Annotated in this window: 11 protein-coding genes; 6 read left to right on the forward strand and 5 right to left on the reverse strand. The window is 74.3% G+C overall.

Annotation, left to right across the window (positions count from 1 at the left end; genetic code table 11):
- Window positions 1-182 precede the first annotated feature (182 nt).
- A complete protein-coding gene (locus ACZ4XJ_RS32840) occupies window positions 183-1,403 on the reverse strand; it encodes an acetyl-CoA C-acetyltransferase (protein ID WP_383998529.1) in 1,221 nt (406 codons plus the stop codon).
- Window positions 1,404-1,563: 160 nt separating this feature from the next.
- Window positions 1,564-2,619 (reverse strand): SGNH/GDSL hydrolase family protein, encoded by a 1,056-nt coding sequence (locus ACZ4XJ_RS32845; protein ID WP_468498295.1) that lies wholly within the window; start codon window positions 2,617-2,619, stop codon window positions 1,564-1,566.
- 116 nt (window positions 2,620-2,735) lie between these two features.
- Between ACZ4XJ_RS32845 and ACZ4XJ_RS32850 the strand changes: the two genes are divergently transcribed.
- The gene (locus tag ACZ4XJ_RS32850; RefSeq protein WP_362883243.1) at window positions 2,736-4,118 is read left to right on the forward strand and encodes a cystathionine beta-synthase; all 1,383 of its coding nucleotides are present in this window, start codon (window positions 2,736-2,738) and stop codon (window positions 4,116-4,118) included.
- Between the two features lie 450 nt (window positions 4,119-4,568).
- Here the strand turns inward: ACZ4XJ_RS32850 and ACZ4XJ_RS32855 are convergent, their stop codons facing one another.
- Window positions 4,569-4,964, reverse strand: coding sequence for a hypothetical protein (locus tag ACZ4XJ_RS32855; RefSeq protein WP_468498296.1), 396 nt, complete (start codon window positions 4,962-4,964; stop codon window positions 4,569-4,571).
- A gap of 160 nt (window positions 4,965-5,124) precedes the next feature.
- On the opposite strand from ACZ4XJ_RS32855, the gene ACZ4XJ_RS32860 reads away from it, so the two are divergent.
- Window positions 5,125-5,967, forward strand: coding sequence for a MurR/RpiR family transcriptional regulator (locus tag ACZ4XJ_RS32860; protein ID WP_468498297.1), 843 nt, complete (start codon window positions 5,125-5,127; stop codon window positions 5,965-5,967).
- 24 nt (window positions 5,968-5,991) lie between these two features.
- Here the strand turns inward: ACZ4XJ_RS32860 and ACZ4XJ_RS32865 are convergent, their stop codons facing one another.
- On the reverse strand, window positions 5,992-7,176 hold the full coding sequence (locus ACZ4XJ_RS32865; RefSeq protein ID WP_468498298.1) for an FAD-dependent oxidoreductase: 1,185 nt from the start codon (window positions 7,174-7,176) through the stop codon (window positions 5,992-5,994).
- A gap of 109 nt (window positions 7,177-7,285) precedes the next feature.
- On the opposite strand from ACZ4XJ_RS32865, the gene ACZ4XJ_RS32870 reads away from it, so the two are divergent.
- Complete coding sequence (locus ACZ4XJ_RS32870; protein WP_468498299.1) at window positions 7,286-7,897, forward strand: TetR/AcrR family transcriptional regulator; 612 nt, start codon at window positions 7,286-7,288, stop codon at window positions 7,895-7,897.
- 129 nt (window positions 7,898-8,026) lie between these two features.
- On the opposite strand, the gene ACZ4XJ_RS32875 is transcribed toward ACZ4XJ_RS32870, so the two are convergent.
- A complete protein-coding gene (locus ACZ4XJ_RS32875) occupies window positions 8,027-9,400 on the reverse strand; it encodes a type III PLP-dependent enzyme domain-containing protein (protein ID WP_468498324.1) in 1,374 nt (457 codons plus the stop codon).
- A gap of 105 nt (window positions 9,401-9,505) precedes the next feature.
- On the opposite strand from ACZ4XJ_RS32875, the gene hutU reads away from it, so the two are divergent.
- The 3 genes from hutU (at window position 9,506) to ACZ4XJ_RS32890 (ending at window position 13,787) form a co-directional block, all read left to right on the forward strand.
- Window positions 9,506-11,191, forward strand: coding sequence for a urocanate hydratase (gene hutU / locus ACZ4XJ_RS32880; RefSeq protein WP_362883217.1), 1,686 nt, complete (start codon window positions 9,506-9,508; stop codon window positions 11,189-11,191).
- Window positions 11,192-11,256: 65 nt separating this feature from the next.
- The gene (locus tag ACZ4XJ_RS32885) at window positions 11,257-12,447 is read left to right on the forward strand and encodes an allantoate amidohydrolase (protein WP_362883239.1); all 1,191 of its coding nucleotides are present in this window, start codon (window positions 11,257-11,259) and stop codon (window positions 12,445-12,447) included.
- The gene (locus tag ACZ4XJ_RS32890) at window positions 12,444-13,787 is read left to right on the forward strand and encodes a formimidoylglutamate deiminase (protein ID WP_468498300.1); all 1,344 of its coding nucleotides are present in this window, start codon (window positions 12,444-12,446) and stop codon (window positions 13,785-13,787) included. Before ACZ4XJ_RS32885 ends, ACZ4XJ_RS32890 begins: the two co-directional genes overlap by 4 nt.
- Window positions 13,788-13,892 lie beyond the last annotated feature (105 nt).

The following is a 13,892-nucleotide window of genomic DNA, read 5'->3' on the forward strand; positions in this document are numbered from 1 at the left end:
TGGTCGCGTTCCGCTTCGCCTGCGCTGCGGGCGGGTGCCGTCCCTCGTTCCTCGGGGCGGCCCCCACCCTCCGCTACGCCTCAGCTCAGCCGCTCACTTCTTTGGTCGCGTTCCGCTTCGCCTGCGCTGCGGGCGGGTGCCGTCCCTCGTTCCTCGGGGCGGCCCCCACCCTCCGCTACGCCTCAGCTCAGCCGCTCGATGACCATCGCCATGCCCTGGCCGCCGCCCACGCACATCGTCTCCAGGCCGAACTGCTTGTCGTGGAACTGGAGGCTGTTGATCAGGGTTCCGGTGATGCGTGCGCCGGTCATCCCGAACGGGTGACCGACGGCGATGGCCCCGCCGTTGACGTTCAGCTTCTCCAGCGGGATCTCCAGGTCCCGGTAGGACGGGATGACCTGGGCCGCGAAGGCCTCGTTGATCTCGAACAGGTCGATGTCGTCGACGGTCAGGCCGGCCCGCTTCAGGGCCTGCTTGGACGCTTCGACCGGGCCCAGGCCCATGATCTCGGGGGAGAGGCCGGTGACGCCGGTGGAGACGATCCGGGCCAGCGGGGTCAGGCCCAGGTCCCGGGCCTTGGTGTCGCTCATGATGACCAGCGCGGCGGCGCCGTCGTTCAGCGGGCAGCAGTTGGCGGCGGTGATCAGGCCGTCGGGGCGGAACACCGGCTTCAGGCCCTGCACGCCCTCCATGGTGACACCGGCGCGCGGGCCGTCGTCCAGGGAGACGACCGTGCCGTCGGGGGTGGTGACCGGGGTGATCTCGCGGGCCCAGAAGCCGTTCTTGATGGCTTCCTCGGCCAGGTTCTGCGAGCGGACGCCGAACTCGTCCATGTCCTGGCGGGTCACGCCCTTCAGGCGGGCCAGGTTCTCGGCGGTCTGGCCCATCGAGATGTACGCGTCCGGGACCAGGCCGTCCTCGCGCGGGTCGCGCCAGGAGGCGCCCGTGCTCTGCGCGACCTCGGCCGTACGGGCCTCCGCGTCGGCGAAGAACGGGTTGTGGGTGCCCGGCATGCCGTCCGAGGAGCCGTTCGCGAACCGGGAGACGGTCTCGACGCCCGCCGAGATGAAGACGTCGCCCTCGCCCGCCTTGATGGCGTGCAGGGCCATCCGGGAGGTCTGCAGGGACGAGGAACAGTAACGGGTGACGGTGAGACCCGGCAGGTGGTCCATGCCCATCTGCACGGCCACGATGCGGCCCAGGTTGTGGCCCTGCTCGCCGCCCGGGAGGCCGCAGCCCAGCATCAGGTCGTCGATCTCGCGCGGGTCCAGCCCGGGCACCTTGGCGAGCGCGGCCTGGATGATCTGCGCGGTCAGGTCGTCCGGGCGGACGTCCTTGAGCGACCCCTTGCCTGCGCGCCCGATGGGGGAACGGGCGGTGGAAACGATGACGGCTTCGGGCATCGGGACTCCAAGGGGTGCGTCGTTGCGGGACCGCATGCGAAGTTACCGCCCCGTACGGTCGAGGTCACGGGCCTCGGCGTGTGATGCGGGTCGCTCCGCGGGGCGACAGGACCAAGGATGCCGCCACCGACTCCCGGCCGCCGGCCCCCCCCGGCCCCGCCTACCGGGGTTCCGCGACCGGGGCCGTGGGGGCCTTGGGGGTCGGGGTCGGCCCCGGGGCGGGTTCCTCGCCGGCGACCCGCCGCCTGCGGCGGTGCTTGAGCAGGGCCCAGGGGCCCCGTGCGCCGGTGACCTCGGTGCCGGCCTCGCCCGCCGCCGCGGACGCCGCCTTGGCGACGGGCAGCATGTCCTCGTCCCGCGAGACGTCCAGCCGGTCCGACTCGGGCCACAGGCCCAGCGCCGCGCACATGGTGGGCAGCACGGCCATGGCGGCCGTCGCGTACCCCTCCGCCGACGGGTGGTAGGAGTCCGGCCCGAACATCTCCCGGGGGTTCGCCGCGAACTCCGGCCCCAGCAGGTCGCCCATCGAGACCGTCCGGGCCCCCAGGGCCAGCACGCCGATCGTCTGGGCCGCCGCCAGTTGCCGCGAGACCCGGCGGGCCATCCAGCGCAGCGGCTGGTAGACCGGCTCGATGGTGCCGAGGTCCGGGCAGGTGCCCACCACGACCTCGGAGCCGGCCAGCCGCAGCCGCCGCACCGCCGAGGTCAGCAGCCGGACGGATTGGGTCGGCGGCATCCGCCGCGTCACGTCATTGGCGCCGATCATGATCACGCACACGTCCGGCGGCGGCGCGTCCCCGTCGAGCAGCAGGCCCACCTGCCGGTCGAGGTCGTCGGACATCGCCCCGGACAGCGCGACGTTGCGCAGCTCCACCGGCCGTTCGGCCACCGCGGCCAACCCCGACGCGAGCAGCGCCCCCGGTGTCTGGCGGGCCCGGCGCACCCCGAGCCCGGCCGCCGTGGATTCGCCCAGCATGCCGAGCCGCAGCGGCCCCGGGCTCAGCTCGGGGCCGCCGAACTCGCTCCCGTACAGCCCGTCGGCCCGCGGCGGGTCCGGCAGGCCGGTGCCCACCGTTCGCTTCGCGAACTGGACCTCGGCCAGCACCAGACCCACCGCGGCGGCCCCGACGAGCCCCAGCCCGCCGCCGCCGTACGCCGCGCCCGCCGCGATCCGGCGGGCCGTCCTCGCCCTGGACACCCTTCGAGCCACCTCCATCCGCGCTCTGGTCCCGATGACCTACCTGCCCCGTAGTGCGGGTCGGCCAATCCCTTTCCGCTTACTCTGGCCGGACCTCCCGGAGAACCCGTGGAGTCCCCTCCTTGGAGAACATGGTGCAATTCCACGACTCGATGATCAGCCTCGTCGGCAACACCCCGCTGGTGAAGCTCAACCGTGTGACCGAAGGCCTGCAGGCCACCGTCCTTGCGAAGGTCGAGTACTTCAACCCCGGTGGGTCCGTGAAGGACCGGATCGCCGTCCGGATGATCGAGGCCGCCGAGCAGAGCGGTGCCCTCAAGCCCGGTGGCACCATCGTGGAGCCCACCAGTGGCAACACCGGTGTAGGACTCGCCATCGTGGCCCAGCAGAAGGGCTACAAGTGCATCTTCGTCTGCCCTGACAAGGTGTCCACGGACAAGATCAACGTCATGCGCGCGTACGGCGCCGAGGTCGTGGTCTGCCCGACCGCCGTCGACCCCGAGCACCCGGACTCGTACTACAACGTGTCCGACCGCCTCGCGCGCGAGCCCGGCGCCTGGAAGCCCGACCAGTACAGCAACCCGAACAACCCCCGTTCGCACTACGAGACCACCGGTCCCGAGCTGTGGGAGCAGACGGACGGGAAGATCACCCACTTCGTCGCGGGCGTCGGCACCGGCGGCACCATCTCCGGTACCGGCGGCTACCTGAAGGAGGTGTCCGGCGGCACGGTCAAGGTCATCGGCGCCGACCCCGAGGGTTCGGTCTACTCCGGCGGCAGCGGCCGTCCGTACCTGGTCGAGGGCGTCGGTGAGGACTTCTGGCCCAGCGCCTACGACCGCAACGTGACGGACGAGATCATCGCGGTGTCCGACAAGGACTCCTTCCAGATGACCCGCCGGCTCGCCAAGGAGGAGGGCCTGCTCGTCGGCGGCTCCTGCGGCATGGCCGTCGTCGCCGCGCTGCGCGCCGCCGAGGGCCTCGGTCCGGACGACGTCGTCGTGGTCCTGCTGCCCGACAGCGGCCGCGGCTACCTCAGCAAGATCTTCAGCGACGAGTGGATGGCCGGTCACGGCTTCCTGGAGGAAGCGGGCCCCTCGGCGCGCATCGGCGACGTCCTCGCGGACAAGGAGGGCGGCATCCCGTCCCTGGTGCACATGCACCCCGAGGAGACCGTCGGCCAGGCCATCGAGGTGCTGCGCGAGTACGGCGTCTCCCAGATGCCGATCGTCAAGCCGGGCGCGGGTCACCCCGACGTCATGGCCGCCGAGGTCATCGGCTCCGTCGTCGAGAAGGAGCTCCTCGCGGCGCTCTTCGCGCAGCGGGCCTCCCTCAGCGACCCGCTGGAGAAGCACATGAGCGCGCCGCTGCCGCAGGTCGGCTCCGGTGAGCCCGTCTCCGAGCTGATGGCGGTGCTGGGCGAGGCCGACGCGGCGATCGTGCTCGTCGAGGGCAAGCCCACCGGCGTCGTCAGCCGCCAGGACCTGCTCGCGTTCCTGGCCAAGGGCGCCAAGTAGCGGGGGCGGCCCCCGGCCGGAGCGCTTCCGGCCGGGGGCCGAACCGTCGGGACCGATCCGTCGGGGCGGGGACCGGGCCGTTCGCGCCGGGGGCCGTACGTTTCCGGCCGGTCGCGCAAACGGTACGGGCCCGACACGTCACGGCAGCACCGGCTTAACACGCGGTCGGCACAGTTGGGGGTGTCGGCAGGGAGGACCGGGGAACCGGAAGGCCCCGCCGGCGTCACGAACGGCGTCCGTGCGCCTCCGGAGCGGCTCCCGGACCACGCGGACGCCACAGGACGCGGACGGCCCTGACCCGGCCCGTGTCCCACGCGGGGACCGCCGTCGTCCCGCCCCCCGGGAGACCGGGGGTGCGGCGGTCCCCGCGCAAGCTTCCCCGCGGACCCGCCGGAGCGGGTCCGCGGGGCACCCCTCGGGCAGCCCGGCGGACGGACCCGGGCCCGTCCGTCAGTCGGTGCGGTCCTTGCCGCGGCTCCCGAGGCCCCTCTTGGACGCGTGGATGAAGTTCACGCCCAGGATCCCCGCCCAGCAGACGAGCAGCCCGCTCAGGTGGGCCTGGGTCGCGGCGATCGCCGACAACGGGACGGCCAGCACCAGGGTGATCACGGCGAAGCCGAAGCGTTCCCCGAAGTTGCCGACGGCCGTCACGGCCGGGTCGGGGGAGCCGCCGCGCGCCGCGAGCAGGCGTTCCTCCGCGAGTCGGCGCCGCACCTGGGTGTCGACCTTCTCCACGAACGATTCCACCAGCGCCGCCTCGTACTCCGGCCCCAGCTCCCGCCGGGCGTCGAGGGTGGCGCCGAGTTCCTTCTTCAGGTCTTCGACCTGGGGGGAATGGGCTGTCATGCCCCCACCGTAGGAACCGGAACGCGCGCCGGCACTGGGGCTAGCCCCCGTATTCAGGGGTCCGGATCGCGGGCGCGGCTTGCCGAGCTGCATAACCACATGCAGAGTGCACCGTGACTGAATATCTCGCCGATGACGGGACGGAACGGAGGGGACGGCGATGAGCGACGGCCCGGCCGCACGGCTGCAGAAGCTGTTCGAGGGGCACCGGCTGACGCCGACCCAACGGCGGATCGCCCACTGCATGGTGCGCGGGGCGGCCGACGTGCCGTTCCTTTCCAGCGTGGAACTCGCCGAACTGGCCGGGGTGAGCCAGCCGTCCGTGACCCGGTTCGCGGTGGCGCTCGGCTTCGACGGCTACCCGGCGCTGCGCCGCCACCTGCGGGAGGTGGCGCCCGCCGGGCAGGAGCCGCAGCCGCGGGAGGACGCGTACAACGAGTACCAGCAGGCCGTTCAGGGCGAGATCGAGAACCTGCGCCGGCTCGCCGCGATGCTCGCCGACCCGGCGCCCGTCGAGGAGGCCGGCCGGCTGCTCGCCGCGTCCGCGCCGCTGCCGGTGCTGGGGCTGCGGGCGGCGTCCTCGCAGGCGCGCGGGTTCGCGTACTTCGCCGCCAAGGTGCACCCCGACGTACGGCTCCTGGACGAGGCCGGCTCGATGCTCGCCGACCGCATCGACGCGGCCGCCACCGCCGGCGCCACGGCCCTGCTCTGCTTCGCCCTGCCCCGCCACCCCCGGGAGGTCGTCGAGGCCCTGGACCACGCGCGGGGCGCCGGGCTGACCGTCGTGACCGTCGCGGATTCGGCGTTCGCGCCCGTCGCCCGGCACTCCGACCTGCTGATCCCGGCGCCCGTCGGCACCGGGCTCGCCTTCGACACCGCCTGCGCGCCGATGCTGCTGGGCCGGGTGCTGCTGGAGGCCATGGCCGACGCGCTGCCCGACGCCCAGGCCCGGCTGGAGGCCTTCGACGCCCGGGCCGCCGCCCGCGGACTCTTCGTCGAGTAGCCCGCACGGCGCCGCCGCCGGCGGTCAGCGGTAGTTCAGCTCGGCCAGCTCCGTCGCGAGTCGGCGGCGCAGGGCCGGGACGCGGGCCAGCACGGGCAGCGCGGTGTTGCGCAGGGTGCGCAGCAGCGGGTTGCGGGTGGTGGCCACGCGGGTCATCCGGTCGGTGAGGGACACCACGCGCAGGGCGACGGGCCGCCTGCGGGCCTCGTAGCCGTCGACGGCGCCGGTGGCCAGGGCCCGACCGAGGGCCCAGCCGTCCTGGATGCCGGTGTTCATGCCCTGGCCGCCGGCCGGGCTGTGGACGTGGGCGGCGTCCCCGGCGAGCAGCAGCCGGCCGGCGCGGTAGCGGTCGGCGACCCGGTGGTGGACCCGGAACCGGGACGACCAGACGAGTTCGCGGACCACGGCCTGGCCGGGGGTCCGCTCGTCCATCAGCCGCCGCACGAAGGCCAGGTCCGGTTCGGCCGGGGCGTCGGCGACGGTCGCCACGATCCGGTAGTGACCGCCGCGTCGGCCCCCGGTGCGGGAGGTGCCCCCGGGGAGCGGGGCGATCACGACGAGACCGTCCCCGCCGAAGGCGAGGGCGACCTCGCGGGAGCCCGGGGTCCAGTCCATGACGACGTCGGCGAGGACGAAGGACTCCCCGTACGTCTTGCCGGTGAAGCCGATGCCGGCGCTCTCGCGGACCGTGCTGTGCATGCCGTCCGCGCCGACGGCGTGGGCGGCGCGCAGGGTCGCGCCGCCGGAGGTGGTCAGGGTGACGCCGTCCGCGTCCTGAACGACGCCGGTGACCTCGTGCGGGCGGTGGACCTCGCCGCCGAGGGCGCGCAGCGCGGCGAGCAGGACGGCCTCGGTCTCGTACTGGGGGACCATCAGCGCGTACGGGTGGGCGGTGGGCAGTTCGTCGAAGTCGATGGCGGCCAGGGGGCGCGCGCCGTCGCGGAGCCGGAAGCGGGTGACGGGGATGCCGCGGTCGATCAGGTCGCGGGTCAGGGCGCCCGTCGGGTCGAGTTCGTCGAGGACCTCCAGGGTGCGGGCGTGCACGACGGCGGCGCGGGAGGTGTTGGCGCCCTCGGCCTGCCGGTCCAGGAGCACGAAGTCGATTCCGGCCCGCGCCAGGGTCACGGCCAGGGCGAGGCCGGTGGGTCCGGCGCCGACGATGGCGACCTCGGTGCGGTCGGGGAGCGGGAGCGCGGGGGTGCTGGTCATGGCGGCCGGCCTCCTTCAAGGGGTCAACGGTTGTTGGCCAACGGTTGTTGGCATCAGCGTGCGCCGAAACGTCTGGCATGTCAACGCTTGTTGGCCTACGGTTGTTGGCATGACGGTACGCAGATCCGAACAGACCCGGAGGGCGATCCTGCGCGCGGCGCGCGAGAGGTTCGCCGCCCAGGGGTACGAGCGCACGACCATCCGCGCGGTCGCGGCGGACGCCGACATCGACCCGTCGATGGTGATGCGCTACTTCGGCAGCAAGGAGGGGCTCTTCGACGCGGCCCTCACCGTCGACCTGCGCCTGCCGGACCTGGCCGCCGTCCCGCCGGCGGAGCGGCCGGCGGTCGTGGTGCGGCACTTCGTCACGCGCTGGGAGGGGGACCCGGCCGATGACGCGCTGCTCGTGCTGCTGCGCTCGGCGGTGACGAACGAGCAGGCGGCGGCCCGGATGCGGGAGGTGTTCGCGGTGCAGGTCGCCCCGGCGCTCGCCGCGAGCCTGGGCGTCGAGCGGGCCGCCCGCGCTGCGGGGCTGGTCGCCGCCCAGCTGCTCGGACTGGCCGTGAGCCGCTACCTGCTGCGGCTGCCCCCGGTGGTGGCCCTGACCCCGGACGAGCTCGTCGCGGGCCTGGCCCCGGCCCTGGCGGCGACGCTGGGGCAGGCGGGCGGGACGGAGACGACCGGGGCGGAGACGACCGGGACGGAGACGACCGGGGCGTAGGCGGTCGTGGCGCGGGCGGAGTCGCCCCGGGCGCCCTGACCTGCGGCGACGGTGGCGGGCCGGGCAGGCGGGCGCCCGGGCCGGCAGCTGCGCCGGCCGACCGGCGCGCGGCCCCCGCCGCGCCGGGCCCTACAGCAGGGCGTCGCGCAGGGCGCCGCCCGCCTCCGCGACGATGTCCGCGAGGGACTGCGCGGCGCGCAGCGGGGTGAAGCGCACCGCGCCCGCCCCCGCGATCGTGAACCCGTGGACGGCCGGCCGGGGCAGGCTGTTGTACCCGTAGGGGGCGGTGAAGAAGTACGCCCCCGTGTCCGGTACGGCGATCAGGTCGCCCGGCGCCAGCTCCGGCAGCTCCCGGGCGGTGGCCAGCAGGTCCCCCGCGAAGCAGGCCGGGCCCGCGACGTCCTGGGCGAGGAGCGGGCCCGACTTCGGGGCGCCCTCGGCGTCGTACGGCAGGATCCGCAGCGGCCAGACCTCCGGGGCGTACACGGTCCGGGTGGCCAGCTGGACGCCCGCGTGGGTCAGCGCGACGGGCCGGCCGCCCGCCGTCTTCGTGTACTCGACGCGGGCCAGCACCAGCCCGTGCTTCGCGAGAAGGGACCGGCCGAACTCCGTCACCAGCCCGTACGAGCCGTCGAAGAGGGCGGGGACGGCCCCGCGCAGCGCCGCCACGTACTGCCCGTACGTCGGAATCGGCTCGTCCGAGGCGAAGTTCACCGGCAGGCCGCCGCCGATGTCGAGGGTGTCGACCTGCCGGCGCCCGGCCGCCGCGTTGATCTCCTCGGCGAGCGCGTGCAGGTCCCGTACGCCCCGCGCGATCCGCGCCGGCGGCACGCCCTGCGAGCCCGAGTGGACGTGCAGCCGGGTGAGCCAGGGCCGGTCCAGGAAGGCCCGTACGAGCCACGCGCGCGCTCCCGGGTCGCGCAGCGGCACCCCGAACTTGGAGCGGGCGGTGGCTGTGGACAGGGCCTCGATGGCGCCCGCGCCGGTCTGCGGGTTGATCCGGACGCCGAGCGCGGAACGCGTCGGGGCCGCCGCCACGAGGGCGTCGAGCCGGGCCAGCTCCTGCCGGTTGTCGGCGTTCACCGTGACCCCGAGGGCCAGCGCCTCGCGCAGTTCGGCAAGCGTCTTGGCGGGGGAGTCCAGGACGACGCGGTCCGCCGGGAGCCCCGCCGCCCGGGCCAGGGCCAGCTCGCCCGGCCCGGCCACCTCGCAGCCGATCCCCTCGGCGGCGAGCAGCCGCAGCACCGGGACGAGCGGGGTCGCCTTCACCGCGAAGGTGTGCAGGACGGGCGTACCGGGAGCCGAGGCGGCCGCGAACGCGCCGGTCAGCGCGGCGGCGGAGGCCCGGATCCCGTCGGCGTCGAGCAGGCACACCAGCGGCGGCGCGACCCGTTCGTGCGGGCCGCCGCCGATCAGGCCCTGCGCGACGGCGGCCCGTACGGCCAGGTCACGGCGGGCGGCGGGGTCCGGCGCGAAGAGCGGGATGCGCGTCTCGGTGGCCATGTCCGTCATCCCACCACCCGGCGGCCCGACCCGCAGCTGTTGACTGGATCTATTCATGCCGCGAGGATGTGAATGGATTGACCAACACCGGAGGAGGCACCCGCCATGTCAGGACCCCGCCCCGTACGGGCCGCGCGAGGCACCGAGCTCAGCACCCTGGGATGGCAGCAGGAGGCCGCCCTGCGGATGCTGCAGAACAACCTCGACGCCGAGGTCGCCGAACACCCGGACAAGCTGGTCGTCTACGGCGGCACCGGCAAGGCGGCCCGCGACTGGCGCTCGTACGACGCGATGGTCCGCACCCTGCGCACCCTCAAGCAGGACGAGACGATGCTCGTGCAGTCCGGCCGCCCGGTCGGCGTCATGCAGACGCACGAGTGGGCGCCGCGCGTCCTGCTCGCCAACTCCAACCTGGTCGGCGACTGGGCCAACTGGGAGGAGTTCCGCCGCCTGGAGCACCTCGGCCTGACCATGTACGGGCAGATGACCGCCGGTTCGTGGATCTACATCGGTACCCAGGGCATCCTCCAGGGCACCTACGAGACCTTCGCCGCCGTCGCCGCGAAGCTGCACGCGATCGGTAAGGGAGGGGTCGGCGGCACCCTCGCCGGCACGATCACCCTCACCGCCGGCCTCGGCGGCATGGGCGGCGCCCAGCCGCTCGCCGTCACCATGAACGACGGCGTCGCGATCTGCGTCGACGTCGACCCGCGCGCCATCGACCGCCGCATCGAGCACCGCTACCTCGACGTCAAGGCCGACAACCTGCGCCACGCCCTCCAGCTGGCCGTCGAGGCCCGCGACGCCCGCAAGCCGCTGTCCATCGGCCTCCTCGGCAACGCCGCCGAGCTGCTCCCGCAGATGCTCGCCGAGGGCGCGCCGATCGACATCGTCACCGACCAGACGAGCGCCCACGACCCGCTCGCCTACCTGCCCGTCGGCGTCGCCTTCGACGACATGGCCGACCTCGCCGCCAAGGACCCGGCGGGCTTCACCACCCGCGCCCGCGAGTCCATGGCCCGGCACGTCGAGGCCATGGTCGGCTTCATGGACGCGGGCGCCGAGGTCTTCGACTACGGCAACTCCATCCGCGGCGAGGCCCAGCTGGCCGGCTACGACCGCGCGTTCGCCTTCCCCGGCTTCGTCCCCGCCTACATCCGCCCGCTGTTCTGCGAGGGCAAGGGCCCCTTCCGCTGGGCCGCGCTGTCCGGCGAGGCCTCGGACATTCACAAGACCGACAAGGCGATGCTGGAGCTGTTCCCCGAGAACGAGTCCCTGCACCGCTGGATCAAGATGGCGGGCGAGCGGGTCCACTTCCAGGGCCTGCCCGCGCGCATCTGCTGGCTCGGCTACGGCGAACGCGACAAGGCCGGTGAGCGCTTCAACGAGATGGTCGCCGACGGCACCCTCGCCGCGCCGCTCGTCATCGGCCGCGACCACCTCGACTGCGGTTCGGTCGCCTCCCCGTACCGCGAGACCGAGGCCATGCTCGACGGCTCCGACGCCATCGCCGACTGGCCGCTGCTCAACGCCATGGTCAACGTCGCCTCCGGCGCCTCCTGGGTCTCCATCCACCACGGCGGCGGCGTCGGCATGGGCCGCTCCATCCACGCCGGTCAGGTCACCGTCGCCGACGGCACCCCGCTCGCCGGCGAGAAGATCCGCCGCGTGCTGACCAACGACCCCGGCATGGGCGTCATCCGGCACGTCGACGCCGGCTACGACCTCGCCGAGGCCGTCGCCGACGAGCGCGACGTCCGCGTCCCGATGCGGGAGGGTGACTCCGCGTGAGCCACGGTTCCTTCCCCGGCCCCCGGGGCGAGACCCCGGGGGCCGGGGGGGCCGGTTTCCACAGCATGTGGGCCGACCTCGCCCCCATCGGCCGCCACCCGGACTCCGGCGGCTACCGCCGCTACGCCTGGACCGGCGCCGACGCCGACTGCCGCACCTGGTTCCAGGAGCAGGCCCAGGCGCGCGGCCTGACGTACGAGACCGACCGCAACGGCAACCAGTGGGCCTGGCTCGGCGACCCCCTCGCGGGCGACGCCGTCGTCACCGGCTCCCACCTGGACTCCGTCCCCGACGGCGGGGCCTTCGACGGCCCGCTCGGCGTCGTGTCCTCCTTCGCCGCCCTCGACGAGCTCCGCGCCCGCGGCGTGCGCCCCACCCGGCCGCTGGCCATCACCAACTTCGGTGACGAGGAGGGCGCCCGCTTCGGACTCGCCTGCGTCGGCTCCCGGCTCGCCGCCGGACAGCTGACCAAGGAGAAGGCGTACGAACTGCGCGACGCGGACGGCATCGGCCTGCCCCAGGCCATGGAACAGGCCGGCTACGACCCGGAGACGATCGGCGCCGACCCCGAACGCCTCGCCCGGATCGGCGCCTTCGTCGAACTCCACGTCGAACAGGGCCGCGCCCTGGACCTGTCCGGCGACCGCGTGGGCATCGCCTCCGCGATCTGGCCCCACGGCCGCTGGCGGTACGACTTCCACGGCGAGGCCAACCACGCGGGGACCACCCGCCTGGTGGACCGCCGCGACCCGATGCTCACGTACGCGGCGACCGTCCTGGCCGCCCGCCAGGAGGCGACCCTCGCGGGCGCCGTCGCCACCTTCGGGAAGATCTCCGTCGAACCCAACGGGGTCAACGCCATCCCCTCCCTGGTCCGCGGCTGGCTCGACTCCCGGGCCGCCGACCAGGCCACCCTCGACACGGTCGTCACCGCCATCGAGAAGGCCGCCCGCGAACGCGCCGACCGGGACGGCATCGACCTCGCCGTCGTCCGCGAGTCCTTCACGCCGGTCGTCGAGTTCGAGCACGCCCTGCGCGACGAGATGAACCGGATCCTCGGCGGAGCGGTCCCGGTCCTGGGCACCGGCGCGGGACACGACGCCGGAATCCTCTCCGCCACCGTCCCGACCGCCATGCTGTTCGTACGCAACCCCACCGGCGTCTCCCACTCGCCGAAGGAGTTCGCCGCCGAGGACGACTGCGAAGCCGGCGTCCTGGCCCTCGCCGACGTACTGGAAGGACTGGCGTGCAGGTGACCGCGCCCACGACGTACTGGCTCGAACACGCCTGGCTCGGCACCCACGTCGAGCCGGGCGTCACCCTCGCCGTCGCCGCCGACGGCCGGATCACCGGCCTGCTCACCGGCGCCGACACCCCGCCCCCCGGGGCCGAGGTACTGCGCGGGCTGACCGTCCCGGGGCTGGCCAACGCGCACTCCCACGCCTTCCACCGGGCCCTGCGCTCCACCGTCCAGGTCGGCTCCGGCACCTTCTGGACCTGGCGCGACGTCATGTACAAGGTCGCCCAGAACCTCACCCCGGACAGCTACTACGCGCTCGCCCGCGCCACCTACGCGGAGATGGCCCTCGCCGGCATCACCCACGTCGGCGAGTTCCACTACGTCCACCACGCCCCCGGCGGTACCCCCTACGCCGACCCCAACGCGATGGGCGAGGCGCTCATCGCGGCGGCGGACGCGGCGGGCATCCGCATCACCCTCCTCGACACCGCCTACCTGGCGGCCGGCTTCGGCCAGGCCCCCAACGCCCACCAGGCACGGTTCTCCGACGGCACCGCCGACGCCTGGGCCGAGCGGGTCTCCGCCCTCAAGGGCGGCGGGCACGCCCGCGTCGGCGCCGCGATCCACTCGGTGCGCGCGGTCCCCGCCGACCAGCTGGCCACCGTCGCCCGCTGGGCCGAGGAGCGGCAGGCGCCCCTGCACGTCCACCTCTCCGAGCAGACCGCGGAGAACGACGCCTGCCGGGCCGCCCACGACCGCACCCCGACCCAACTCCTCGCCGACCACGGCGTCCTGGGCCCCCGCACCACCGGCGTCCACAACACGCACCTCACCGACGCCGACATCGCCCTGCTCGGCGCCACCACCACCGGCACCTGCATGTGCCCCACCACCGAACGCGACCTCGCGGACGGCATCGGGCCGGCCACCCGCCTCCAGCGGGCGGGCAGCCCGCTGTCCCTCGGCAGCGACAGCCACGCGGTGATCGACCTGCTGGAGGAGGCCCGCGCGATGGAGCTCAACGAGCGCCTGCGCAGCCGCACCCGCGGCCACTGGACGGCCAACGCCCTGCTGACCGCGGCCACCGCCGACGGCCACGCCTCCCTCGGCCTGCACGACGCGGGCCGCCTGGAGGTCGGGGCGCTCGCCGACTTCACCACCATCGCCCTGGACTCCGTACGGACGGCCGGGGCGCTGCCGCGGCTGGGCGCCGAGACGGTGGTGTTCGCGGCGACGGCGTCGGACGTTCGGCACACCGTCGTCGCCGGCCGCCACATCGTCCGCGACGGCGCCCACACCCTCGTCCCGGACGTCCCGTCCGCCCTGTCCGAGTCGATCGCGGCGCTGCGCGCCTGACTCGCTTTCCCGGCCCCGGCCCCGGCCCCTGTCCGGGCACGCCCGCGCCCCCTCCCGGCGCCACGGGGGCTCCGCCCGGGGAACGGCGAAGGGGCGGGGCGGGGA

It is taken from the genome of Streptomyces sp. NPDC029836, from assembly GCF_055574495.1.

What these genes read in the sequence shown, in the direction of transcription:
- ACZ4XJ_RS32840 (WP_383998529.1), bottom strand. Translation starts at nt 1,403, where the DNA reads ATGCCCGAAGCCGTCATCGTTTCCACCGCCCGTTCCCCCATCGGGCGC.
- ACZ4XJ_RS32845 (WP_468498295.1), bottom strand. Translation starts at nt 2,619, where the DNA reads ATGGAGGTGGCTCGAAGGGTGTCCAGGGCGAGGACGGCCCGCCGGATC.
- ACZ4XJ_RS32855 (WP_468498296.1), bottom strand. Translation starts at nt 4,964, where the DNA reads ATGACAGCCCATTCCCCCCAGGTCGAAGACCTGAAGAAGGAACTCGGC.
- ACZ4XJ_RS32860 (WP_468498297.1), top strand. Translation starts at nt 5,125, where the DNA reads ATGAGCGACGGCCCGGCCGCACGGCTGCAGAAGCTGTTCGAGGGGCAC.
- ACZ4XJ_RS32865 (WP_468498298.1), bottom strand. Translation starts at nt 7,176, where the DNA reads ATGACCAGCACCCCCGCGCTCCCGCTCCCCGACCGCACCGAGGTCGCC.
- ACZ4XJ_RS32870 (WP_468498299.1), top strand. Translation starts at nt 7,286, where the DNA reads ATGACGGTACGCAGATCCGAACAGACCCGGAGGGCGATCCTGCGCGCG.
- ACZ4XJ_RS32875 (WP_468498324.1), bottom strand. Translation starts at nt 9,400, where the DNA reads ATGGCCACCGAGACGCGCATCCCGCTCTTCGCGCCGGACCCCGCCGCC.
- hutU (WP_362883217.1), top strand. Translation starts at nt 9,506, where the DNA reads ATGTCAGGACCCCGCCCCGTACGGGCCGCGCGAGGCACCGAGCTCAGC.
- ACZ4XJ_RS32885 (WP_362883239.1), top strand. Translation starts at nt 11,257, where the DNA reads ATGTGGGCCGACCTCGCCCCCATCGGCCGCCACCCGGACTCCGGCGGC.